The organism is Acinetobacter sp. 1000160, from assembly GCF_000588715.1.
In the GTDB taxonomy this organism is placed as follows: Bacteria; Pseudomonadota; Gammaproteobacteria; order Pseudomonadales; family Moraxellaceae; genus Acinetobacter; species Acinetobacter courvalinii.
Genome location: NZ_JFWP02000001.1, coordinates 315396 through 337055, shown reverse-complemented (window position 1 = coordinate 337055; position 21660 = coordinate 315396). Strand labels below are relative to the sequence as shown.

The following is a 21660-nucleotide window of genomic DNA, read 5'->3' as shown; positions in this document are numbered from 1 at the left end:
TTATCGCCTCTTAATTTTGAACGGATTGCTGAAATAATTCTTTATAACGACGGCATTGTTCAGCAGTTAAAGCAAAAATACCAGAACCACCTTTCTGGAAAGTCAGCCAATGAAAGTCAACGGTATTGAAGTTCTGGCGCATTGCCCATTCAGAATTACCCACTTCAATCACGATCAAACCATCTTCTGTTAGATAATCAGCCGCTTGAGCCAACATTTTACGAACCAGATCCAGACCATCCTGACCCGCAGCTAACGCAAGCTCAGGCTCATGCAAGAATTCTTCCGGCAAATCCGCCATATCTTCGGCATCAACATACGGCGGATTGCTCACGATCAGGTCATATTGATTTTCAGCAGGAATCTTCGAGAACAAATCTGATTCAAGCAAAGCCACCTGATATTGCTTGTCATGATGCTCGGTATTAATTGAAGCCACTTCCAACGCTTCTTTGGAGATATCCGTTGCATCCACTTCAGCATCCGGATAAGCATAAGCCAAGGCAATCGCGATACAACCTGAACCCGTACACATATCCAGAATACGTTGTGGTGTTTTTGGATTATTATTTTCAGGTAAGTTGTTTAACGCTTCCAGCATACGGCCATTCTCATCAAGGCAGTATGGTGCAAAACGCTGTTCAATCAACTCGGCAATGGGTGAACGTGGAATCAGCACGCGCTCATCGACATAAAATGGCTTATTGAAGAAATACGCCAGGTTTAATAAATATGAGGTTGGAATACGGTCATTGATACGACGTTCTAATAAGCTCAGGAATTCCGCTTTTTCACTTGGCAGTAACTTCGCATCAAGAATTTCAGCATCCGCTTTCCACTCAAGTGACAATGTTTGTAGTACCAATGCAGCACTCTCGGCAAAATAGTCCTGAGTCCCTTGACCTAAGTGTGCGTCATATTGACGCATTGCGGTTACCCCAAAACGGATAAAATCTCGAATGGTTACTAGGTTTTCAGCCGCTTCTTGTAAATGTTCAGGGCTGATTGTCGGTCGCTCCACTTAGGCGTCTCCAAAAGTGCTAATTGCAAAACGCTTTATTCTAACGGGATTAAGATTGATTTAACAATAAAAAAACCGCCTCTCTACAAGAAGCGGTCTATTAACATGAGATATTCAGTCAGAACTTATAGGCCTAGCTTTTCTGCCACATAGTCCGAGTCTTTATCGCCACGACCCGAAAGATTGACCACAATCTTGATGTTCTTCTCCATTTTAGGGGCTTCACGTAAAGCCCATGCCACGGCATGTGAACTTTCCAGTGCCGGTACAATCCCTTCCACCCGTGAAAGTGTCATAAATGCATCAAGACATTCTTGATCGGTCGCCGTTTCATAGTGCACACGGCCCAGCTCTTTCAGGTAACTATGTTGTGGCCCGACACCTGGATAATCCAGTCCTGATGCAATCGAATGCACTGGTAAGGGTTCACCGTGCTCATCTTCCAGTACATAACACGCCATACCATGAATCTGCCCCGGCTTACCCAAAGTCAGTGTTGCAGAATGCTTATCGGTATCCAGACCATGACCTGCCGGCTCTACGCCCACCAGTTTGACATCAGGTTCATTTAAAAATGCGGTAAATGCACCAATCGCATTTGAGCCACCACCGACGCAGGCCACTACATAATCAGGATTCTGACCAAAATGCACATTGGATTGTTGTTTGATTTCCTTGCCTATGATCGACTGGAAGTCACGTACCATTTTAGGAAACGGGTGCGGCCCCACCACTGAACCAATCGCATAGATATAGTTTTTCGGATCTTTTAAATACTCTTCAAAGGCACTATCGACTGCATCTTTTAAAGTGGCTGTCCCTTGAGTCACCGAAACCAGTTTTGCACCCAAAATCTTCATTTTAACGACATTGGGATGCTCTTTTTCGATATCCACTTGTCCCATATGAATTTCACACGGAATACCCACTAATGCACAAGCAGTTGCTAAAGCGACGCCATGCTGTCCTGCACCTGTCTCGGCAATAACTTTAGTTTTACCCATATACTTGGCAAGTAAAGCTTCACCTAAACAGTGATTGATCTTATGCGCACCGGTATGGTTTAAATCTTCACGTTTCAAATAAATCTGTGCGCCCCCCAGTTGTTCAGATAAACGCTTGGCATGAAACAATGGACTTGGCCGACCGACATAGTTTTTGAATAGGTCATTCAGCTCATCCTGAAACTCGGCCGTATGGCGAATCTCTTCATAGGCCGCATTGATCTCATCCATCGCCTCTTTTAAGTGAGGTGGAATGAACTGACCGCCAAAATTTCCAAAGAAACCTGCTTCATTAGGTAAAGCTACCCCATTGATTTGATGTTCCATCATTATTCCTGTTCTTATAAAGTTGTCGTCTTAATATAAATATTAACGCGATAAGTAGCGCGTCATGTCTTCGATACCTTTCAGCGTCATTGGAAACATATGATTTTCAAAAATGTCTTTAATCCAGTGAATGGTCTGGGTGTAATGCCAATAGCCTTCCATTTCAGGATTCAGCCAAGCGGTTTTATCGAAATGCTGGCGTAAACGTCTCAGCCACACTTCACCCGCTTCATCATTCATATACTCCACCGAACCACCAACCGACTTTAACTCATACGGCGCCATACTGGCATCACCCACCACAATGACGCGATAATCACGACCATAGGTATGGAACAGATCCCAGGTATTCATGCGGGTTGCACTACGGCGATGATTGTCTTTCCAGACATAGTCATACAGGCAGTTATGGAAATAGAAATATTCCAGCGTTTTAAACTCGGATTTGGCTGCACTGAATAGCTTTTCGCATTCAGCAATATAGGCATCCATCGAACCGCCAACATCAAACAGCATTAACACTTTAATGCGGTTACGACGCTCAGGCACCAGTTGTACATCCAGAATGCCCTGTTTGGCGGTTTCACGGATGGTACCATCCACATCCAGCTCTTCAGCTGCTCCTTGACGGGCAAACTTACGTAAGCGACGTAAGGCGATTTGCATCTGGCGGGTTCCCAGTACCTGATCATCATCCAGATTCTGGTATTTACGCTGTTCCCATACTTTCACCGCAGAACGTTTACGCCCAGGCCCACCAATACGGACACCTTCAGGATGATCACCAAAGGCGCCAAAAGGTGAAGTACCACCTGTGCCAACCATACGGTTGCCGCCCTGATGTTTCTTATGCTGTTCACGCAAACGCTCTTCCAGCATTTTCATCAGTTCTTCCAGAGAACCGGCTTTTTGTAATTCCGCACGTTGTTCAGGCGTCAGATGCTTTTCCAGCAGTTCAAGATCAAACCAGTCTTTCGGTAACTTGTGAACCTGTTTTAGCAATTCATCCAGATCAAAGGTTTCGATGCCATCAAAGTAATCTTTCATGGCACGATCGAACTTGTCAAAGAAGCGTTCATCTTTGACTAAAACCGTTTTCGCCAACTGATAGAACTCGTCCTGATCTGCGAACACAAGACCTGAAGCTACTGCCTGATTGAGATCAATGAGCTCACGTGTCGTGACCGGTACGCCATATTTGCGTAAGGTGTAAAACAGTCGCACAAACATTGCTCAGTACTCTTAACGACGTGACATAAAGGCTAAACGTTCAAGTAATTGCACATCTTGTTCATTCTTGATCAAGGCACCATATAATGGTGGAATCGCTTTCGATTTGTCATGATTACGCAATACATCTTCCGGCATATCATCCGCCATCAACAAGCTTAACCAGTCAATCAGCTCTGAAGTTGATGGTGGCTTCTTCAAATTCGGGATTTCACGTAATTTAAAGAACACCTGCAATGCTTCACTAACCAGTGTATTGGAGATATTCGGGAAATGGACTGCAATGATGTCGCGCATGGTCGCTTCATCAGGGAATTCGATATAATGGAAGAAACAACGACGCAAGAAAGCATCTGGCAATTCCTTCTCATTATTCGATGTAATAATGACAATCGGGCGTTGTGTGGCAGTAATGGTTTCGCCTGTCTCATACACATAAAACGACATTTTGTCGAGTTCATGCAACAAGTCATTCGGGAATTCAATATCTGCCTTGTCAATTTCATCAATTAACAAGACACAACGCTCTTCGCTGGTAAATGCTTCCCACAATTTACCCGGCTTGATATAGTTTTTAATGTCATAGACACGATCATCACCTAACTGGCTATCACGTAATCGCGACACCGCATCATACTCATACAAACCTTGCTGGGCTTTGGTGGTCGATTTGATATGCCAGGTAATCAGCTTCAAACCCAGACTGGCAGCCACTTGTTCTGCAAGCAAGGTTTTCCCTGTACCCGGCTCCCCTTTGACCAGCAATGGTTTTTGTAGGGCACGTGCAGCTTTCACTGCAAGTTTTAAGCTATCGGTCGCGATATATTGATCTGTACCGGCGAAGTGTTGTGTATCAGCAGACATTTAAAAACCTTATTTTTCTATATTTAACTTAGTATCTAAACTGAACGTGCAGTTTTATTTGCAGTGTATTTTGACCAGCAGAAGCCAATCAGTAGCCCTGTACCAATGACAAATAAAATCAATGATAGATTTGACCAGATCAAGACATGCTCTTTGGTCAGCACACCAAAGATCAGACCAAAAATTGCAGGGGCAAGGGCTGAATTCGGACCTTCTGAAATCGTTGGCGTTGCAAGAACTGCAAAAGCCACGATCCACAGGATGCCACCAATCGGATTGGGCAGACGTGACATCAAACGATACCAGCACCACAATGCAATGAGCGTCCCCGTAACATAAACAATGATCGCGACATTTTCTTCAGGAAACTGATCCAGTACCGAGAGAATGTTCGACCAGATTGCTGTTAAAGTTTCAAGCACCGCGTAAGCCCTCTGGTTCTACCGCATTCGGATTGATGAGTCCTTCAGGCGGCATTTGAATAAAAAAGCCTTTGGTATTCAATGAATCTAAAACATGTAAAACGTTGGCACGTGCAAGTTTTCGCTCATTATGAAGTTCTAAATGCATCACAAAAGTGGCTTTGCCGAAGGCCTGTAAAACGCTTTCTGGAACACCTTCAAACGGGTTCTCTTGTTCCTTGTCATCAGGATAATTTGGACGAGCAATGTACATATACATTTCATCTTTTTTGCTCGATCTATAAATATCGCAGTGCATGTTTACTCACATCTATTAACAATCAAAGACAGCATACATGAAAATAAAAATGGATACATTAAGGATTGTTAACGCCAGAGTCGACTTTTTTCTTTCGCCGCCTTAGCCTTTATTTCCATGCCGTGTCTTAGAATGCCATAATCAAACACTGATTTTCCGGTGGAACAGCCATGCAACAAAACAAATATGATGATCCTGTATTTTTTACTGAATATTCAAAAATGCCGCGTTCGGTATATGGCTTACAAGCTGCTGGTGAATGGTCGGCATTTAAAGCACACCTACCAGAGTTAAACAATAAAACGGTTCTGGACTTGGGCTGTGGCTATGGCTGGCATTGTCAATATGCTGCTGAACAAGGTGCGAGTTCTGTGACCGGAATTGATTTATCCACTAAAATGCTAGAAAAAGCACGTCAGTTAAATACAGCAAAAAAAGTGGTTTACCAACATAGCTCGATTGAAACTTTTATCGCTGAAGCAGCGTCATTTGACCTGATCATCAGTTCACTGGCCTTGCATTACGTGCAAGATCTGGATGCTGTATTTGAAAAAGCGGCCCAACTGCTCGTGCCACAGGGCGAACTCTATTATTCTGTCGAGCACCCGATTTTTACCGCACGTGCGCAGCAAGACTGGATTTATAGTCATGAGAAACAGCCACTATATTGGCCTGTGGACCATTATTTTGAAGAAGGTCAAAGAGAAACACGGTTCCTGGGTACCCATGTGGTGAAATATCACCGCACCATCGAAACCCATGTCATGGCTTTACTCAAAGCAGGTTTTGAAATCACCGCCCTGATTGAACCACTGCCTAGCGATGAAATGATTGAAAAGATGGGCTGGCAGGATGAACGAAGACGGCCCATGATGCTGATCATCAAGGCCAAAAAAAAGAGCTAATGACTTAGCTCTTTTTTCAAAACACTAACGGGCAATTTTCATCTGAGTAGCCAGATACTCAATATCTTCCCGCAATAAGGCAATCAAGGGTTGAGTCAGCAGATCATAACGCCAGCCCATCAGATAATGCGGCAAGCTCTGCTCATCCCGATGGAACACCACATGCTCATAGATGGCATTCATCCATTTCTTACGCAGCAATACTTCTTTCGGGATTCCGGTCTGAAGCACGACATCTGCAATTAAAGCATCGATTTTAGGTGCCACTTCTTTTGAATTACTCTTGACGGGACGTGCCATGCGTAAAGGCCATTCATTCTCAGGCGGTAAGAATTTCAATAAATCCAGAATGGTTTTACCATGCTCACGGATCACATTCGGCCGGATATCCTTGATCTGGGCAAGCTGAAAGGTATTCCGCGGATTCTTTTCAACCAGATCAATCATGGTGCCATTGCGAAGAATAAAGCTGCGTGGCTGATTTAAGGCCTTGGTAATCTGCTCTCGCCAGATACTCAACTGCTGCAGTTGCATCAACTCACGGCGTGAATGGCGGTAGTTACCAATATCGGTATAAAGTTCTGGCAGTGGTGTTTCCGTTGCAATCTCTTTGGTGAGATTCTGACAGTCTTCCAGTACGTATTGATACAGCCCTTTCGCTTTCAGGTCGGTTTTGAGGGTATCTGCTAGCTTGCTTAAATAGATGACATCATTTGCCGCATAGCTCATTTGCTCCTGCGACAGTGGTCTTGCCAGCCAGTCAGAACGGGTCTGGTCTTTTTCAATATCGATATTGAGACAGGTTTTTAATGCATTCTGATAACTGACCTGTAAACCATGACCCAGAAATGCCATTGCGACCTGGGTATCAAACACATTATTCAAGGGTTTCTGATCTGCATAATGATAGATCAGATCAATATCTTCACTGCAGGCATGGAAAATGTTCTGTTGAGCAGCAAAAATCTTTGGCCAGAAATGGGTCAGATCCAATGCCGCACCGTCCAGTAACAGAATCTGGCCATTTAAATTGATTTGGCAAACACCAAGTTTGGGATATAAGGTATCGACCTTGATAAATTCGGTATCAAGTGCATAGACAGAACACTGTTCCATCTGGCTAAGGAGAACAGCTAAATCTTGTTGCTGCTGGATAAACTGAAACATGTGTGCTCAAGTAAAATAATATAGAACCATACGCAATAGAGTGATCTAACCAAGATCAGGCATTGCTTAACTAAAAACAAAATACAAAAAAAATTTAATTGGTATTCCACATATAAAACATGAAATTACTCCTCTCTCCATTTCATCAAAAAACGAAAATCCTTTTCGCCAGCTCATAGTGCCACAAATCATCGTAAATAGATCTACGATAATGTTAGACAAAATGTAAAATTTAATTATTTGTTTAAATTAACAGCATGAATTTAAAATAAATATAAGAAAATGCCAAGAAAGCTGTTATTTCATGCGCATTCGGTTGTGTACAGCCTGACTTAAGGTATGACTATCGACATACTCCAGCTCACCGCCTTGCGGTACGCCTTGTGCAATTCGGGTCATCTGAATCGGTAAATGTTTGGTCGCTTCAACCAGATAATGTGCGGTTGCCTGGCCTTCTACTGTCGCATTGGTCGCCAGAATGACTTCCTGAATTTGTCCTTCGCTCAAACGCTGAATCAGGTAAGGAATCCCGATTTCTTCCGGACCAATGCCATCTAAAGGTGACAAATGTCCACCCAAAACGTGATATTTACCACGGAAACTGCCACTTTGTTCAATCGCCATAACATCTGCTGGTGATTCAACTACACACAGCAATTGCTCATCACGTTCTACCGAGGCACAAATATCACAGACATCATGTTCTGTTAAAGAGTGACAGATACGACATTCATGAATATGGCTGGAAGCTTCATGTAAAGCATAAGACAGTGCAAAAGCACCTTCGCGATTTTTCATTAATAAATGCAATGCCATACGCTGTGCTGATTTTGGACCAACACTCGGCAGAATACGTAATGCTTGAACCAGTTGTTCAAATCGTTCACTAAACACAAATTAACTCTCATAATCTCCCCTAACCCCTCTTTAAAAAAGAGGGGTACTCCTCCCTTTAAAAAAGGGAGGCTGGGAGGGATTTAAAATAAACCAGATAAACCTGGTGGCAAGCCCATACCTGAGTTGGCACCTTGAAGTTTTTCTTCTGAAATTGCTTCTGCCTGACGTGCAGCATCATTCATTGCCGCAGCAATCAAATCTTCAATCATGTCTGCTTCGTCTTGTAACAGGTCAGGACTAATTTCGATACGCTTAACGACATTACGGCACGTCATGGTCACTTTAACTAAACCACCGCCTGCTTCCGCATGAACTTCAGTATTTGCAAGCTCTTCTTTGGCTTTTTTAAGATTAGTTTCCATATCTTTTTGCATGCGCTGAGCTTGCTGCATGAGCATATTAATGTTCATAAGTTTCTCTCGTTAAATTAAATCTAAACCGCGTGATAAGTCGCGAATAATATCATCAATGTCTTCTAAACCAACAGACACACGAATTAAACCTTCTTCAATTCCTGCAGCTTGTTTAGCTTCTTCCGACATTCTACCATGCGAGGTGGTTGCTGGATGTGTAATTGTTGACTTAACGTCTCCCAGATTACTGGTAATCGACAAAAAGCGCGTATTATCGATCACTGTCCACGCGCCTTCACGTTCACCTTTGACCACAAAGGATACGACACCGCCAAAACCTTTTTGTTGTTTTTTCGCGAGTTCATGTCCAGGATGATCAGTTAAACCTGCGTAATATACTTTTTCCACTTTTTCGTGCTGATGTAACCATTCAGCAAGTTTCTGTGCACTCTCACAATGGGCTTTCATACGAATGCTAAGCGTTTCAAGGCCTTTCAAGAAAATCCATGCATTAAATGGACTCATGGAATTACCCAAAGTACGAATCACACCGTTTACTTCTTCAAGTAAGTCATGCTTACCAACCACCGCACCACCCAGCGCACGGCCCTGACCATCGATATATTTGGTTGCAGAGTAAAGAACTAAATCAGCACCAAACTTGATTGGCTGCTGTAATACAGGCGTACAGAAACAGTTATCAACGGCAAATAAAGCACCATTGGCATGGGCAATATCGGCAATCGCCTGCATATCACCGACTTGTGCCAAAGGATTCGACGGCGTTTCGATGAATAAGATACGAGTATTTGGACGAATCGCCTGTTTCCAGCCTTCAAGATCACCTAGATCAACGAAGGTCACTTCAACCGCAAATTTCGCTACATATTTTTCAAACAAGGCAATGATTGAACCAAATACTGCTCGCGAACAAATCACATGGTCACCCGCTTTTAAGTAGGCCATACACATGGCATGAACTGCTGCCATACCTGAACTGGTCGCGACGGCACGTTCTGCACCATCCAATACGGCTAGACGCTTTTCAAAAGCCTGAACGGTTGGATTGGTATAACGTGAATAGGTATTGCCTGCAATTTGTCCAGAGAATTTTGCCGCTGCATCCGCCGCACTGTCACACACAAATGATGAGGTTAAAAAGATCGGCTCACTATGTTCACCTTCCGAGGTACGATCATGCCCTGTGCGAATTGCCAGTGTTTCTAATTGGTATTCTAAATCATCGCTTGGATTCATCGTTTTGTATGCCTTATGATCATAATGAGGAAATATGCCAATATTTTGATCGCCTAAGGTATTTAAGGTCAAGGCGTAAGATGAAATTATCGCTTAGACTTCGTGCAATCTTGACTCATGACGAGACTTTATAAGATGAAATCGCTTGTGGAACAGCAAAAAATAAATTTTAAACATCTGGCTATGCGTGTATTCGATGCCGACAAACTGGTTTTGTCCCAATCAACACCCTATCAAGTGATTGCGCAATTTAAACAAACCCGTGTCCGTTTCTACGCTTCCGAGAATAAGCGTTATAAGGAACCACTGGTTTTTGTTGCCCCCTTAGCGATTAATATGGATATCTATGACCTGTATCCTTACCGTTCATTGGTCAAACATTTTCAGGACAGCGGTTTTGATGTCTATCTGATTGACTGGGGCAAGCTTACTTATAAAAACTATCAGATTAACTTTCTATCTTTTATTGATAAGTTTATTCCAAAATGTATTGAAGCCATTCAACAGCATGCCCAATCGGAAAAAATTTCACTACATGGCTGGAGTATGGCCGGCATTTTTGTCACGCTTTATACCGCACGCCATCAACCAAGTGTGGTGAAAAATCTGGTAGTTTTGGGTAGTCCAATCGACAGTTACGCTTCAGGTTATATCGGCAAGCTGTATAAAACCTTGGCTTATCTCACCAACCGTAACCCAACCATCAAAGACTATATCTATAACCGTTTGCCCAAGCTGATGATCCATTCACCGGGCTTCCTTAATTCTTTGGGATTCAAGCTGTTAGATCCTAAAGGCTGGATTGATGGCAATATTCAGTTGTTGAAAAATCTGGATAATTTGAAGCTGGTACAGGAAGATGCCACTCTCAGTCACTTCTTGAATAATATGATTGATTACCCGGGCGGCGTAAATCAGGACATGTTATTTAATGTCTGGCTGCAAAATCCTTTAAAACATGGCGCGATTCGTCTCAAGAACAAAACCATTGAACTTAAAAATATTAATTGCTCACTTCTTGTCGGTGCAGGCAAAGGTGATCAACTGGTGACTTCCGAGTCTGCCTTTCCGCTGACCCAGTTGACAAGCAGTCAGGATGTCACGTTTACTCTTATCCCGGGTGGACACTTAGGTTTAATGTCCAGTCAAAACAGTTCTATTGAGTTCTGGCCAACTTTAACCACATGGTTAGCCGAACGATCGACGCAAATAAAAAGGTAAAGTATGACTCAATCTGTTGCATTCATCGGTTTAGGCGCTATGGGCTATCGCATGGCGGCGCATCTTCCTAAATATTTTGAGAAAGTTCTGGTCTGGAACCGAAATTTTAGCAAAGCAGAACAACATGCAGCAGAATATGGCACCACCGCAGTAGAACTTGCTCAGGCAGTACAAGCCGACATTATCTTTTCCTGTTTACCCACCAGCGATGATGTTGAGCAATTGATTGAAAGTGTTGCGATTAAATCAGGTTCAATCTGGATTGATTGCACCAGTGGCGTACCAGATTCAGCCCGCCGTCTGGTTGAAAAGTTAAAAGCACAAAATGTTGATTTTCTGGATGCACCCGTAAGTGGTCAAACAGTCGGTGCTGAAAATGCAACCTTGACCTTTATGGTCGGTGGCGATGTGGAGGCTTTTGAACGTGCTTATCCTGCCATGGCAGCATTAGGTAAATTGATTCAGCACGTCGGTGAACCTGGCGCTGGGTTTGCGGTAAAAGCCATTAATAATATGCTGCTTGCCGTAAATTTATGGTCAGTGACCGAAGGTTTCAGTACCTTAAAAGCACATGGCGTGAACCTGGATGCAGCACTGAACTGCGTAAATGCTTCTAGCGGTAAAAGCTTTGTGACCGAAAATATTTTCCCGCAACGTGTCCTGAGCCGTGAATTTCCAGTGACCTTTGGTCTGCCATTACTGGCAAAGGATACTGGCATTGCACTGGATCTGGTCAAGGATGCCAAATTACCGGCACCTCTGCTCGCTTTAACGCAGAGCCTGATTCAAACTGCAAATTTAACTGCGGAACCCAATAGCGATTTCTCTGCAGCAGCAAAACTATATGAGTCGTGGAGTAAAATTACGCTGAAATAAGGAAAAAATTCAGAGTAAAAAGTAATGTTAAAACCGCTCTTTTGAGCGGTTTTTTAAATTACGACCAACTCAATTATTATGAGCAAATTAGATTGTTCAAATTCTTCAGTTTATTTACAATTATTTATATTAATTTTAATAATTCATAATTTTTTGAGGGAAAAATGGAATTTTTACCAGTTGAAATGAATAGTGAAAAAGTCTACGCAGGATTTTGGAAACGACTAGCAGCCGCTCTTATTGATTCGCTATTAATGATTCCTTTGATGGCTATTGTTCATCTTACACAAAGTATATCGATAATCAGCTCAATGATTACATTAGTTGTTTCATGTTTATTATTTACGGCTTATGTCATTTACTTCCATTATCGATTTGGAGCTACTCTTGGAAAAATGGCAGTTGGTATAAAAATAACATGTCCTGATGGAACTCCGATTAACCTCAAACAAGCTTTATTAAGATCTTCCGTCGATATCTGTTTTTCTTTAATCGCGGTTATCGCGCAACTTATTGCATTGAAATATGCTGATCCAGAAATATACTTAAATGCAGGATTTACTGATCGAGCAAAATACATTCTTGTTTTATATCCAGCTTGGTATAGCCTAGTAAGTACCCTAAGCCAAGTCTGGTGGTGGAGTGAATTTATTGTTTTACTTTTCAATAAAAGAAAACGCGCTATTCACGACTTTATGGCAGGGACAGTTGTCATAAAAAAGCAATATGCAAAAGACCAACTAACCTACTGATTAACAGCTATTTCAACAAGAAACAAGTAAACAGGTATTAATTTTAAAAGTTTTATCAGTTAACCCTTAACAGAGGTTGCTTTTAATAAAACTAACCTCTTCCACTGAGGCACAAATCCTGATTTCATCACCCAGCGACCACTCCGCTGCTCTGGCTGCCATAGCAGCAGGAACAGCTTCTGATCCGGGCCCAGCCGGCACATCATAGGTGGCATGAGCATCATGGGGCAACAATACCGAATAACCTTTGGCTAAAGCAGCACGGGCTGTTGCAGCCACACACATTTCTGACAAAACACCACAAATGGCTAATGACTGAATTTTTAACTCATCCAGAATATGCTGGAGTGAGGTTCCATCAAAACCATTGTCCTCACTTTTTCGAACCACGTATTCATTAGGCTGAGGCGCAAAAAATAATTCCCAACCCGCCTGATAGGGCTCATCTACCGATCCAACCTCCCCATCATTTTGCAGGAAGACCACGGGGGCATTTGCAGCTCTCGCTTTAGCAATTAAAAGATCCAGGGCAGCAATCAATGACTCAGATGCAGGAACAGCTTCTGTACCGGTGACAAATGCCCGTTGTACATCAATCACAATCAAAGCGTCTGCATTATTTTGTTGAGTTGAGATAGTGGCCTCCTGAGCCTTGAACAGAGTTCATTATTTGAGTTTATCTTATTTATTATTCACATCAATTCTAAAAATCTTTCCGTTACAGACGAGCACCGTGTAAATTTGCAAATCAATTTCATAGACATATTCTGTTGCTTCACATGAGCGACGCCCTTCTCTATGAATAAAATATCTCGGGTAGGATTTTCCCATTTTCCTGAGCAAATCACCTTCTCTATCCCCGACATTAACCAGCTCACCAGAGGAGCGCATTGAATTGGTTTCTCTGGCAAAGAGTGTTGTTGATATTAATATTGAAAGCATGCCAATTATGATGTATTTCATTTTATAAACCTTTCTTATTCATGGTTATAATTTACCAAATGGTTAAAATAAAGTCATTACAAAAGTATGAAAAGGTTATTTAGAGCAGCGGACTCATCATCCGTTGCTCCAACGCTCAGTTATCGCCTTTCCTTAAATACTTGGACCTAAGTTATTGCTTCGTGTGCTATGAGTCATCATTCATTGAAGAATAGCCTGCTAGGCTTCTTCCAGATATGACTGCAAGCAATACATTTCGATGCAATGCATTAACTATTATAAAAATCACAATTTCTAGCACCTCATTTCAAGCACAATTTATAACCACTCTTTATAAAATGCTTCATTTAAGACACTCAAATCCTAAAAACCCATTAGAAATTTAAAACGGCTCAGACCTGTGTTTGCTTGTCAATTTACCCTTACAAAAGACTGCGGTTCATTACACAACAGAATATACAAATCATTGTTTTTTCTATATAAGAGGTATTCATCCTTAACAAACGAGCATATCAGTCATGGAGTCTGTCAGACTTTTATACGTGAGTAAAATTAAGAATATTGACTCAAACTTAAAAACAACTTTGATTGAAATCCTTGATGAGGCTGTAGACTTTAATTACCGCCATAATATTACGGGCGTTTTATATTATGGTCATGGTTATTTCGTACAATGTCTGGAAGGTACAAAAACAGCTATTGATGACCTGTTTTACAACAGCATTGTCAAAGATGAACGTCATGTCAATTGTGAAATTCTCTATTACATTGAATGTGAAGATAAATTTTTCTCCCAATGGTCTATGAAATTTTCACCGATTAATCAAAATATTACTGATTTTTTCATGAAATATCATTTAGAAGAGTTTAATCCTTACCTGTTAACGGCTGAAACTGTAGAGAAATTTGTGGCGGTTCTGGCCGGCGAACCCGAGTACGATGTACAAGCCTATGTGTCTTAAATAAATCTACTTTTTTAGCAAGATGGCATTCTTGATCAGGAATGCCATTTAACGGATCAAAACAGTTTTTTAATTCAAAATTACTTGCAGCATTTTCTAAGAAGTGCTTATATATAAAACAAAGAGGACGACCTCTTTTTTCATTTTTCAAGCTTTAGGACGACCTAAAAATATTATTAAAGAGGTGTCTGTAATGGCTTGGGCTTATCTTATTTTGGCGGGGATCTTTGAAATCATCTGGGCATATTCCATGAAAATGTCCGAAGGATTTACCAAACTCACGCCAAGCATCATTACCATTGTTTTTATGATCCTGAGTTTTGGCCTGCTCGCCGTGGCAATGAAAACCTTGCCTTTGGGTACAGCCTATACCGTTTGGGTCGGAATTGGTGCAGTTGGTGCATTCCTGATTGGAATATTCTTTTTAAACGAACCAATGGGCTTGTTACGCCTTTTGGCAGCAGCTTCAATCGTATTTGGTGTGGTACTGATGAAAATCACCACCAATTAATGCTTATTTGATAAAGCCCTTTTTTTAGGGCTTTTTTAACGCCATTAAATTGCATTTTTCAAGCTATGTTATGCTAAAAAGCCTTTTATATCTTTTAGCAGAGGCAATACGTTGTATAAGATTCGCAAAGCAAGCGCGCATGATTTCGGCGTATTAACAGAAATATGGCTAGCCGCTTCCATCAAGGCGCATCATTTTATTCCTGCAGATTATTGGCAAAGTAATAGTTCCAGAATGCAAAGCACTTATCTGCCCATGTCCGAAGTTTATCTAGCTGAAGATATACACAATATTTATGGTTTTATTGCATTGCTAGACCATACCGTCGCCGCAATTTTTGTCTCCCCTGAATATCAAGCCAAAGGTGTAGGCAGACAACTGATTCAATACGCCCAACAAATAAGAAAGCGTCTGCAATTAAATGTATATCAAGACAATAAAAATAGTGTGAAATTCTATCAGGCCCACGGGTTCAGGATTTTAAATGAAAGCTTAGATACAGCCACAGGTTCAAAGGAATATGTCATGGTGTGGGAGAAGTCATAGAATCCATATGAACGTTTGGCATCGGTGATCTAAAATTGATTTTATCCTTTTAGGAAAAGCGCCCTTTCCACCTCACGGCGGCGTACCAGTCCCTTGAGAATTTGTCCTCCGCCTTTATTCCAGACGAGGAACTGCTCTGCTGCGGCTTGATAATCTCCAGTATTTAAACACTTGAGCAGTGTAGAGTTCTTAAACGCATTTTGGCCAATGTTATAACTGAGGGAAACCAATGCATCAAATTGATTTTGAGATAAAGGGACCAGCACCGCATTATTGACGCCAGCCTGAAAACGTTTTAAATCATGCTGGAAAAACAGTTTTGCCTGTTCGCTGTTGCAGTGGTCACCGGGTTTGACTCGTATGCCGTCAGGATAAACTGTCGTACCAAAACCAATGGTCCATGTCCCTGTTCCATCATCATAAGCCGTTAGTTTCAAGTCTTCAAAATCGGTAATTAAATCAACGCCCACCTGACTTACAGATCTTTCCGAATGATCCAGATCGACCGCTACACCAATTGATGCATCAACATCCACTACTGTAGCAATATTGGAACCTTGACTTGGATTGTGATGACGATGTTGGACTGACCTGTAATCAAAAATCTTTTTTAAATAATCAAAAATTGTTTTCATGCTGCATTTTCCACGCTTTGACGCCATCTTTTACTTCAGCTCAATACTAAAATTTTATAATTAACGTTCACGCCTAACATGAACAACAGCTTAGCGAGGTAAATAACCCAAGAAAAACCCGCCGAAGCGGGCCCGTTTATTCCTCAATTTCAATCGGATCACCATCTTCAGGACGAATATGTTTTTCACCGTCATCTGCCGGATCTACACTCGAACCATCTTTGGTAATACTGTTGTATAACTCATCCTCTTTTTTATCATCAATGAATTCTTCATCTTCAAAATCCAGCGCTTCATTATCGTCATCAAAATTCAAAGGCTTATTTTCATCAATCATGACCTCTATCCTTTATTAATACTCACCCTGTCATGCTTGAATAATTGATCAGGAGATTCAACAGTGAACACACATCATTTGTGTAACCAATGCTTCAGAATGTATGTTTAAGCAATAAAAAAGGCGCCTGCGCGCCTGATTTACTGTATTTGCTATAAGTTTGTTACATTCACAGTTGGATAAAAAATTGTATATATCGACCATTCGCCTTGCTGATTTATAAAAATACTTAGCTGGTTCTAAGCTTGCGGCTAATTTAGCGAATGCTTAAATCTGATAAACAAGCTGACTTTTTGGTTATCCCGGTTAAAAATACGCCTTGCAGAAGATGAAAAACACAGTAATCAGTTTGTTTCAATCTTGATTATCACATATTGCAAACCTACATATTGGTCGAGTTTGGCGTGATTCAAAGTATCATGAAATTCTGTGGGCACTTCAAGTTCTGTATCTTCAAACATCCATTTGATATTCTTAATAATTTCAAATTTACCACTGGCGTCAAACTTGATCCCTGGATCAATCACTGACTTGACCCGGAGGTTATTATTTGTCTCGATATCTCTTAATGTGATAATTGCCATATCCATCCCCTGATAAAGAGCTGTTATAGCATATGCAATAAAAAAATACTGATAAATTAAATATTTATTTTAGATTCTTTGCATTTGTCTCTGTCTACGGACCAATCCCAGCACTGCTTTACGTGCCCAAATTTCTTCCTCTGAAAAAGGTAAATCTAAAATTAATTTATCCATAGGCAAGCTACTATTTTCAATCAGAAAACAGTCCTGTTCGGTGGTCCAGTTTGAGGTGACGAGTGTCGGTTTAAGGCGGGATCTTTTCATTCCCATATTCTAGTCTATTTTGATCAATAAAAAAGCCCACTCCAGAGGAGTAGGCTTGCCCTTTATTCTTTTGCGCTGAATGAGGGTTATTGTTGTTTAGTTATAATGAAACAACAAAGAGAATATAGAACAAAGTGTGACGCATATCAACAAAAATATGCAAATAAGCCTGCAACTTTAAAGCCCAGCTACACAATATAAACTTTGACTGCCTAGTCGATTCCTAGCAAAGCTTATTTTTTTCTAGTCATTTTCGCTATCCAGCCTAGGACCAAAAATATCGTTAAAATAATAAATACAATGTACATAGATAAACTCTAATTTAAATAAATACTTAGCTTATGATAAACCATTAAGCCAATCATTTCATCGCCTAAGCGCATTGTATTATTTTTCTATGGAATGTGTGCAGTATCGATACTTTTCTGCTTTATCTTCAATGGCAATGGTATGAATACATGAACAGAAATGCAGTACTTTAGAATACTCAATCGTTTGCGGAACATCTACACCGTAGCACTCACTATCCACTTCCACTAATCTGGGAGCCAGAATCCATCGTCCAGTGAAAAAAGGGGAACCCAACCCAGCAACAACAATGACCAGCAGTATAAAAACAGGAAAGTTATTTTTAATATATTTCAGCATTTTTAATTTCTTGATGAAATTGAATGTTTAGTAGCGTACTCATTTTAATGAGCATAGCATCATTATAGCCTAAAAATAGACATATAAGATTTGTTTAACCCCCAAATATGAAAGGTTTTTTATTTTATTTCAATTAGATAAATTATAATTTCTTTCTATTGACCTAGACCATATGAAACTTCAAATTTAATGTTTTAGCCCGACAATTTTACTATCAACCGGATAAAATCTAACCGACAAGTTATGACGCACTATCACTTCAACGTGCTGTAAATATGACCATTCCATCACCATATCAATAAGGTGAGTTCTGAAATATATTCCTCTCTCCCTACTTTATTTTTCTTTAAGACATCATTTTTCGAACTCACACCGCTCAAAATTTATTTTTGTGGAGCATGTGATGCAAAAGCAACGCTATACAACCCCTTTCGCCCAATATATGGGCAAAGATGTAAATGGGTTTTACAATGTCCGATTAGGACCCAAAATTTATCTACTTAAAGTTTCTTTGAACTACACCCCTGAATTCGATACCGAGTTTTTTGGTGGGATTCAGGCTGCGCCTTTTGAATGGAATACGGTGCTGGTCAAAGATACCATAGACAGTCAGCCCCGCCCGATTCACTCAAATGAACTGGCCATGAAATGGCTTAAGAGTAATCTGAAAAGGATTATCAACTACCATCGTGCCATCAAACGCAATGCTGACAGCCAAACAATGCGCTACAGCAAAGAACAGCGTATTGACTTTCGTAATGCGCAATATAATGCGACTTAAGCCCGATCAAGGCAGTAGTGCATCTCTTCCTTGCCTAACCCTTTTTCTTTCAAAGGCTGTTTTGCAGCCTTTGGGAGTGTCATCATCATGTCAGATGAGCACTGTTCAAAATAACAACGGATATAATCTCTTGATTGAATATTCAGCACCTTCTCATTTCGATATTAATGTGTTGGGTAATTCAATTTTTATTGACCGTTTAGGCCATTTTTCAAGATTAATTTCCCTTTGTTGATTTATATTTTAAAGCTATGTTTAGAAAGTCATCCAAACAGTTTATCTAGGGATAGATCATTTTTTTCAGATGACTGAAAACGATAGATTGAATGATTTTATAGCCTTTCATCGTGATCTGAATAAATACTTCATTCAATATTTAGGATTAGATTTGTTAATACATCGGTGTCTGGGCAAATATCCAAATAGTTCAATAAAAATAGCTATATAGCACTCTGTTAAGTGTAATAATGTTCGATTAATATCCTCATAATTGTTTATTTTATATGGTATTTTATAAAAATCATTGATATTAAAGGATTTTTATCAATATAAGGATAAATTGTGGAGTAAAATTACACTCAAATAATAGAGTTTTATTGAAATTTTATTAAGAAACCTTATATTGGTATATACGTAGCGACCAAGAGCCATATGAATCTATTCTCATACAGCGTTGGTTTATACCTTTTTGATTAGAGGAACACCTCATGAATAAGTTAACAGTTGCAGTTTTTGCAGGCCTAATTACCCTTACTGGTGTTAGTGTACACGCTGCAACCCCAGAACAAGAATGTAAAAAGTTACAAGATGACTATAACCTCATCTATGCATCTAAAGGATTCTGTTTTAAAGATGCTGATGCCAAGGCAAAATATGGTAACGAGAACTGCCATACCACTAAGCCAAAGTTTTCTGATAAAGAGCAGCAACGTCTAGATGACATCAAGGCGCGTCAAAAAGAACTGAACTGTAAATAAGCACGTTTGCGCGGAGTGTAAGCACTCCGCTTTACTCTAAACAAGAGTCTGCATTTTCAATATTAAAGCACCTACTCCCTATTTAAGGATGAATCATGGCATACGATGACCAAAATATTTTCGCACGTATCTTGCGTGGTGAATTACCTGCAATCAAAATCTATGAAGATGATCAGGTACTCGCATTCATGGATATCATGCCTCAAGCTGATGGTCATGCCTTAGTTATTCCAAAAACTCCTGCAGTTACCCTACTCGACTTGCCTGCAGAAGCAGCGGCTTATACCATTCAAGTTGTACAAAAAGTTGCACGCGCGATTGAAAAAGCCCTGAATGTTGAAGGTATTGTACTGATGCAACTGTCTGGCGCCGCAGCGGGTCAAACCGTACCCCATGTCCACTTTCATCTGATTCCAAGTTCTGTGCATGAGCTGGGTCGCCATGCGGCACAAATGGGCGATCAGGAAAAAATCAAGGCATTTGCTGAAAAGATCAAAGCTGAGCTTTAAATGTCAGTTTAGTCAAAAGCGGAGTTATTACTCCGTTTTTTTATTTTCTAACTCTTTAAAAATAAATAAGAAATATAATTATTACCAAATATGAATCGTCATTAAACTGTCATTTTTCTTTCACTTCTCTGTCACAAAGTTTACCGATACTGCATACAAGTCAGTGAGCTGTGTAACTTTATGTACACAAGCAAGCTTATAACAGTAACTAAGGCATCGGCCATTTACAAAAAAGTGTTTTGGAGAAATATCAATGAAAAAATTGCTTCTTGCTGCTACTGTAGCAACTTTAGCCATGAACGCAGCGCAAGCAGCACCAACATTGTATGGTAAGCTCAATGTGACTTTGGATCAAATTGATAAAAATGGCTTTAAAGACGAAAGCGTAACTAAAGTAAACTCAAACGCTTCTCGTATTGGTGTAAAAGGTGAAGAAAAACTGACTGATAAACTTTCTGCAGTGTACTTGATTGAATGGCAAGTAAGTGCAGATGGTGACGGTGATGTGTTCAGCAACCGTAACCGTTTTGTAGGTCTTAAATCTGATGGGATCGGTACCTTAAAAGTAGGTCAGTTTGACTCATACTTCAAAACTGCTGCCGGTAATAATCAGGATATTTTTAACGATCACAATGAATTGGATATGACCAAAGTTCTTGTGGGTGAAGATCGTTTAAAGAACGTGATTGGTTTTGAAACAGATAAAAAACTGCTGGGTGGTTTAGGATTTAACATCATGTTCCAGCAAGGTGAAGAATCATCAGCTGTTAAAAACGATGTTAAGGGCCAAAAAGGCAGCCGTGATGGATTTGGCGATGGTGTGTCAACCTCTTTAACTTATGAAAATAAAGACTGGGGTCTAGCAGCAGCAGTTGCGGGTAACTTTGGCGTTGCTTCTAAATACAATGCTTATAGTGACTTAAGCGGCGACAATAGTGTTTATTCTGATGCAATCCGTGTTACAGGTTCTGTCGACCTGACACCAGCTGGCGTTGACGGTCTTGTGTTTGGTGCATTATGGCAAACAGCTCAACCAACAGATGATACAGTGATGGTAGGCTCACCAGCTGTTTCATATAAGGGCTTACAAGAAGATGCCTATGGTGTAACAGCAGCTTATACCATCCCTTCAACACCGGTGAAGTTAAAAGCAGAATATATTTCTTCTACAACTGAAGTTAATGGCCGTGATGATCGTAAACAAGATCTTTATGGTGTAGGTGCTGACTATCAAATCAACAAACAAACACGTTTCTACGGTGTGGTAGGTCAACAAAAACGTGATTGGTTAGTAAAAGATGATAAGAAAACAACCATCGGTTTAGGTATGGAATATAACTTCTAATCTGAAGTTAGTTCTTCAATAAAAA

28 protein-coding genes are annotated in these 21660 nt (G+C 40.5%); 11 read left to right on the top strand and 17 right to left on the bottom strand.

From position 1 onward, the window contains the following. Window positions 1-10 precede the first annotated feature (10 nt). The 6 genes from prmB to J699_RS16695 form a co-directional block, all read right to left on the bottom strand. Window positions 11-1021 carry a 50S ribosomal protein L3 N(5)-glutamine methyltransferase gene (gene prmB / locus J699_RS16670; protein WP_009512939.1) on the bottom strand — a complete coding sequence of 337 codons (1011 nt, stop codon included), beginning with the start codon at window positions 1019-1021 and terminating at the stop codon, window positions 11-13. Window positions 1022-1146: 125 nt separating this feature from the next. After that, complete coding sequence (gene trpB, locus J699_RS16675) at window positions 1147-2352, bottom strand: tryptophan synthase subunit beta (RefSeq protein WP_032869172.1); 1206 nt, start codon at window positions 2350-2352, stop codon at window positions 1147-1149. Between the two features lie 42 nt (window positions 2353-2394). Further along, on the bottom strand, window positions 2395-3582 hold the full coding sequence (locus tag J699_RS16680) for a vWA domain-containing protein (RefSeq protein ID WP_005230389.1): 1188 nt from the start codon (window positions 3580-3582) through the stop codon (window positions 2395-2397). A gap of 12 nt (window positions 3583-3594) precedes the next feature. Beyond that, window positions 3595-4446, bottom strand: coding sequence for an AAA family ATPase (locus J699_RS16685; protein ID WP_005230387.1), 852 nt, complete (start codon window positions 4444-4446; stop codon window positions 3595-3597). 35 nt (window positions 4447-4481) lie between these two features. Then, on the bottom strand, window positions 4482-4868 hold the full coding sequence (locus J699_RS16690) for a hypothetical protein (RefSeq protein WP_005230385.1): 387 nt from the start codon (window positions 4866-4868) through the stop codon (window positions 4482-4484). After that, window positions 4861-5166 carry a YcgL domain-containing protein gene (locus tag J699_RS16695; RefSeq protein ID WP_005230383.1) on the bottom strand — a complete coding sequence of 102 codons (306 nt, stop codon included), beginning with the start codon at window positions 5164-5166 and terminating at the stop codon, window positions 4861-4863. The genes J699_RS16690 and J699_RS16695 overlap by 8 nt, the downstream gene beginning before the upstream one ends. A gap of 170 nt (window positions 5167-5336) precedes the next feature. Here J699_RS16695 and J699_RS16700 point away from each other — a divergent pair, with 170 nt between their 5' ends. Continuing rightward, window positions 5337-6071 (top strand): class I SAM-dependent methyltransferase, encoded by a 735-nt coding sequence (locus tag J699_RS16700; protein WP_032869171.1) that lies wholly within the window; start codon window positions 5337-5339, stop codon window positions 6069-6071. Window positions 6072-6095: 24 nt separating this feature from the next. On the opposite strand, the gene J699_RS16705 is transcribed toward J699_RS16700, so the two are convergent. The 4 genes from J699_RS16705 to J699_RS16720 all read right to left on the bottom strand — a co-directional run bounded on the left by J699_RS16705 (window position 6096) and on the right by J699_RS16720 (window position 9745). After that, window positions 6096-7238: a ribonuclease D gene (locus J699_RS16705; RefSeq protein WP_032869169.1), complete on the bottom strand. Its 1143-nt coding sequence runs from the start codon at window positions 7236-7238 to the stop codon at window positions 6096-6098. A 297-nt stretch (window positions 7239-7535) separates the two neighbouring features. Further along, window positions 7536-8132 (bottom strand): recombination mediator RecR, encoded by a 597-nt coding sequence (recR, locus tag J699_RS16710; protein ID WP_005230374.1) that lies wholly within the window; start codon window positions 8130-8132, stop codon window positions 7536-7538. Between the two features lie 83 nt (window positions 8133-8215). Continuing rightward, a complete protein-coding gene (locus J699_RS16715) occupies window positions 8216-8545 on the bottom strand; it encodes a YbaB/EbfC family nucleoid-associated protein (protein ID WP_004772118.1) in 330 nt (109 codons plus the stop codon). A gap of 12 nt (window positions 8546-8557) precedes the next feature. Continuing rightward, complete coding sequence (locus J699_RS16720) at window positions 8558-9745, bottom strand: O-succinylhomoserine sulfhydrylase (protein WP_032869168.1); 1188 nt, start codon at window positions 9743-9745, stop codon at window positions 8558-8560. A 135-nt stretch (window positions 9746-9880) separates the two neighbouring features. On the opposite strand from J699_RS16720, the gene J699_RS16725 reads away from it, so the two are divergent. The 3 genes from J699_RS16725 (at window position 9881) to J699_RS16735 (ending at window position 12594) form a co-directional block, all read left to right on the top strand. Next, window positions 9881-10966 (top strand): alpha/beta fold hydrolase, encoded by a 1086-nt coding sequence (locus J699_RS16725; RefSeq protein WP_005230371.1) that lies wholly within the window; start codon window positions 9881-9883, stop codon window positions 10964-10966. A gap of 3 nt (window positions 10967-10969) precedes the next feature. Then, complete coding sequence (locus tag J699_RS16730; protein ID WP_032869167.1) at window positions 10970-11842, top strand: NAD(P)-dependent oxidoreductase; 873 nt, start codon at window positions 10970-10972, stop codon at window positions 11840-11842. A gap of 164 nt (window positions 11843-12006) precedes the next feature. Further along, window positions 12007-12594, top strand: a complete 588-nt coding sequence (locus tag J699_RS16735; RefSeq protein WP_032869166.1) for an RDD family protein — start codon at window positions 12007-12009, stop codon at window positions 12592-12594. 66 nt (window positions 12595-12660) lie between these two features. Here J699_RS16735 and J699_RS16740 read toward each other — a convergent pair whose 3' ends face one another. Together J699_RS16740 and J699_RS0218330 are read right to left on the bottom strand one after the other, a co-directional pair. Then, window positions 12661-13200 (bottom strand): isochorismatase family protein, encoded by a 540-nt coding sequence (locus J699_RS16740; RefSeq protein WP_228131939.1) that lies wholly within the window; start codon window positions 13198-13200, stop codon window positions 12661-12663. A gap of 75 nt (window positions 13201-13275) precedes the next feature. Further along, the gene (locus J699_RS0218330) at window positions 13276-13557 is read right to left on the bottom strand and encodes a hypothetical protein (RefSeq protein WP_032869164.1); all 282 of its coding nucleotides are present in this window, start codon (window positions 13555-13557) and stop codon (window positions 13276-13278) included. 497 nt (window positions 13558-14054) lie between these two features. Here J699_RS0218330 and J699_RS16745 point away from each other — a divergent pair, with 497 nt between their 5' ends. The 3 genes from J699_RS16745 to J699_RS16755 all read left to right on the top strand — a co-directional run bounded on the left by J699_RS16745 (window position 14055) and on the right by J699_RS16755 (window position 15555). Continuing rightward, a complete protein-coding gene (locus J699_RS16745) occupies window positions 14055-14498 on the top strand; it encodes a BLUF domain-containing protein (RefSeq protein ID WP_032869163.1) in 444 nt (147 codons plus the stop codon). Window positions 14499-14691: 193 nt separating this feature from the next. Then, a complete protein-coding gene (locus tag J699_RS16750; RefSeq protein WP_032869162.1) occupies window positions 14692-15009 on the top strand; it encodes a DMT family transporter in 318 nt (105 codons plus the stop codon). Between the two features lie 111 nt (window positions 15010-15120). Continuing rightward, window positions 15121-15555 carry a GNAT family N-acetyltransferase gene (locus J699_RS16755; protein WP_032869161.1) on the top strand — a complete coding sequence of 145 codons (435 nt, stop codon included), beginning with the start codon at window positions 15121-15123 and terminating at the stop codon, window positions 15553-15555. Window positions 15556-15596: 41 nt separating this feature from the next. On the opposite strand, the gene J699_RS16760 is transcribed toward J699_RS16755, so the two are convergent. From J699_RS16760 to J699_RS0218320, 5 genes are all read right to left on the bottom strand, one after another. After that, window positions 15597-16190 (bottom strand): lysozyme, encoded by a 594-nt coding sequence (locus tag J699_RS16760; RefSeq protein ID WP_032869160.1) that lies wholly within the window; start codon window positions 16188-16190, stop codon window positions 15597-15599. Window positions 16191-16326: 136 nt separating this feature from the next. Next, on the bottom strand, window positions 16327-16527 hold the full coding sequence (locus tag J699_RS16765) for a hypothetical protein (protein WP_005230359.1): 201 nt from the start codon (window positions 16525-16527) through the stop codon (window positions 16327-16329). Between the two features lie 344 nt (window positions 16528-16871). Then, window positions 16872-17111: a hypothetical protein gene (locus J699_RS0218325; RefSeq protein ID WP_032869159.1), complete on the bottom strand. Its 240-nt coding sequence runs from the start codon at window positions 17109-17111 to the stop codon at window positions 16872-16874. 69 nt (window positions 17112-17180) lie between these two features. Continuing rightward, window positions 17181-17375: a hypothetical protein gene (locus tag J699_RS16770; RefSeq protein ID WP_032869239.1), complete on the bottom strand. Its 195-nt coding sequence runs from the start codon at window positions 17373-17375 to the stop codon at window positions 17181-17183. Between the two features lie 387 nt (window positions 17376-17762). Further along, window positions 17763-18023 (bottom strand): hypothetical protein, encoded by a 261-nt coding sequence (locus J699_RS0218320; RefSeq protein ID WP_005230356.1) that lies wholly within the window; start codon window positions 18021-18023, stop codon window positions 17763-17765. A 403-nt stretch (window positions 18024-18426) separates the two neighbouring features. On the opposite strand from J699_RS0218320, the gene J699_RS16775 reads away from it, so the two are divergent. From J699_RS16775 to J699_RS16790, 4 genes are all read left to right on the top strand, one after another. Further along, complete coding sequence (locus J699_RS16775; protein WP_032869158.1) at window positions 18427-18804, top strand: hypothetical protein; 378 nt, start codon at window positions 18427-18429, stop codon at window positions 18802-18804. Window positions 18805-19511: 707 nt separating this feature from the next. After that, window positions 19512-19781 carry a YARHG domain-containing protein gene (locus J699_RS16780; RefSeq protein WP_005230352.1) on the top strand — a complete coding sequence of 90 codons (270 nt, stop codon included), beginning with the start codon at window positions 19512-19514 and terminating at the stop codon, window positions 19779-19781. Window positions 19782-19876: 95 nt separating this feature from the next. Further along, entirely contained in the window at window positions 19877-20290 is a 414-nt protein-coding gene (locus tag J699_RS16785; protein ID WP_005230351.1) for an HIT family protein, read from the top strand. A gap of 253 nt (window positions 20291-20543) precedes the next feature. Next, window positions 20544-21635, top strand: a complete 1092-nt coding sequence (locus tag J699_RS16790; RefSeq protein ID WP_009515398.1) for a porin — start codon at window positions 20544-20546, stop codon at window positions 21633-21635. The last annotated feature ends 25 nt before the right edge of the window (window positions 21636-21660 follow it).

Excerpts from the sequence above, each read along its gene's own strand:
- trpB (WP_032869172.1), bottom strand. The coding sequence starts at position 2,352 with ATGGAACATCAAATCAATGGGGTAGCTTTACCTAATGAAGCAGGTTTC.
- J699_RS16680 (WP_005230389.1), bottom strand. The coding sequence starts at position 3,582 with ATGTTTGTGCGACTGTTTTACACCTTACGCAAATATGGCGTACCGGTC.
- J699_RS16685 (WP_005230387.1), bottom strand. The coding sequence starts at position 4,446 with ATGTCTGCTGATACACAACACTTCGCCGGTACAGATCAATATATCGCG.
- J699_RS16695 (WP_005230383.1), bottom strand. The coding sequence starts at position 5,166 with ATGCACTGCGATATTTATAGATCGAGCAAAAAAGATGAAATGTATATG.
- J699_RS16700 (WP_032869171.1), top strand. The coding sequence starts at position 5,337 with ATGCAACAAAACAAATATGATGATCCTGTATTTTTTACTGAATATTCA.
- J699_RS16705 (WP_032869169.1), bottom strand. The coding sequence starts at position 7,238 with ATGTTTCAGTTTATCCAGCAGCAACAAGATTTAGCTGTTCTCCTTAGC.
- J699_RS16715 (WP_004772118.1), bottom strand. The coding sequence starts at position 8,545 with ATGAACATTAATATGCTCATGCAGCAAGCTCAGCGCATGCAAAAAGAT.
- J699_RS16720 (WP_032869168.1), bottom strand. The coding sequence starts at position 9,745 with ATGAATCCAAGCGATGATTTAGAATACCAATTAGAAACACTGGCAATT.
- J699_RS16725 (WP_005230371.1), top strand. The coding sequence starts at position 9,881 with ATGAAATCGCTTGTGGAACAGCAAAAAATAAATTTTAAACATCTGGCT.
- J699_RS16730 (WP_032869167.1), top strand. The coding sequence starts at position 10,970 with ATGACTCAATCTGTTGCATTCATCGGTTTAGGCGCTATGGGCTATCGC.
- J699_RS16735 (WP_032869166.1), top strand. The coding sequence starts at position 12,007 with ATGGAATTTTTACCAGTTGAAATGAATAGTGAAAAAGTCTACGCAGGA.
- J699_RS0218330 (WP_032869164.1), bottom strand. The coding sequence starts at position 13,557 with ATGAAATACATCATAATTGGCATGCTTTCAATATTAATATCAACAACA.
- J699_RS16745 (WP_032869163.1), top strand. The coding sequence starts at position 14,055 with ATGGAGTCTGTCAGACTTTTATACGTGAGTAAAATTAAGAATATTGAC.
- J699_RS16750 (WP_032869162.1), top strand. The coding sequence starts at position 14,692 with ATGGCTTGGGCTTATCTTATTTTGGCGGGGATCTTTGAAATCATCTGG.
- J699_RS16760 (WP_032869160.1), bottom strand. The coding sequence starts at position 16,190 with ATGAAAACAATTTTTGATTATTTAAAAAAGATTTTTGATTACAGGTCA.
- J699_RS16765 (WP_005230359.1), bottom strand. The coding sequence starts at position 16,527 with ATGATTGATGAAAATAAGCCTTTGAATTTTGATGACGATAATGAAGCG.
- J699_RS0218325 (WP_032869159.1), bottom strand. The coding sequence starts at position 17,111 with ATGGCAATTATCACATTAAGAGATATCGAGACAAATAATAACCTCCGG.
- J699_RS16770 (WP_032869239.1), bottom strand. The coding sequence starts at position 17,375 with ATGAAAAGATCCCGCCTTAAACCGACACTCGTCACCTCAAACTGGACC.
- J699_RS0218320 (WP_005230356.1), bottom strand. The coding sequence starts at position 18,023 with ATGCTGAAATATATTAAAAATAACTTTCCTGTTTTTATACTGCTGGTC.
- J699_RS16775 (WP_032869158.1), top strand. The coding sequence starts at position 18,427 with ATGCAAAAGCAACGCTATACAACCCCTTTCGCCCAATATATGGGCAAA.
- J699_RS16780 (WP_005230352.1), top strand. The coding sequence starts at position 19,512 with ATGAATAAGTTAACAGTTGCAGTTTTTGCAGGCCTAATTACCCTTACT.
- J699_RS16785 (WP_005230351.1), top strand. The coding sequence starts at position 19,877 with ATGGCATACGATGACCAAAATATTTTCGCACGTATCTTGCGTGGTGAA.
- J699_RS16790 (WP_009515398.1), top strand. The coding sequence starts at position 20,544 with ATGAAAAAATTGCTTCTTGCTGCTACTGTAGCAACTTTAGCCATGAAC.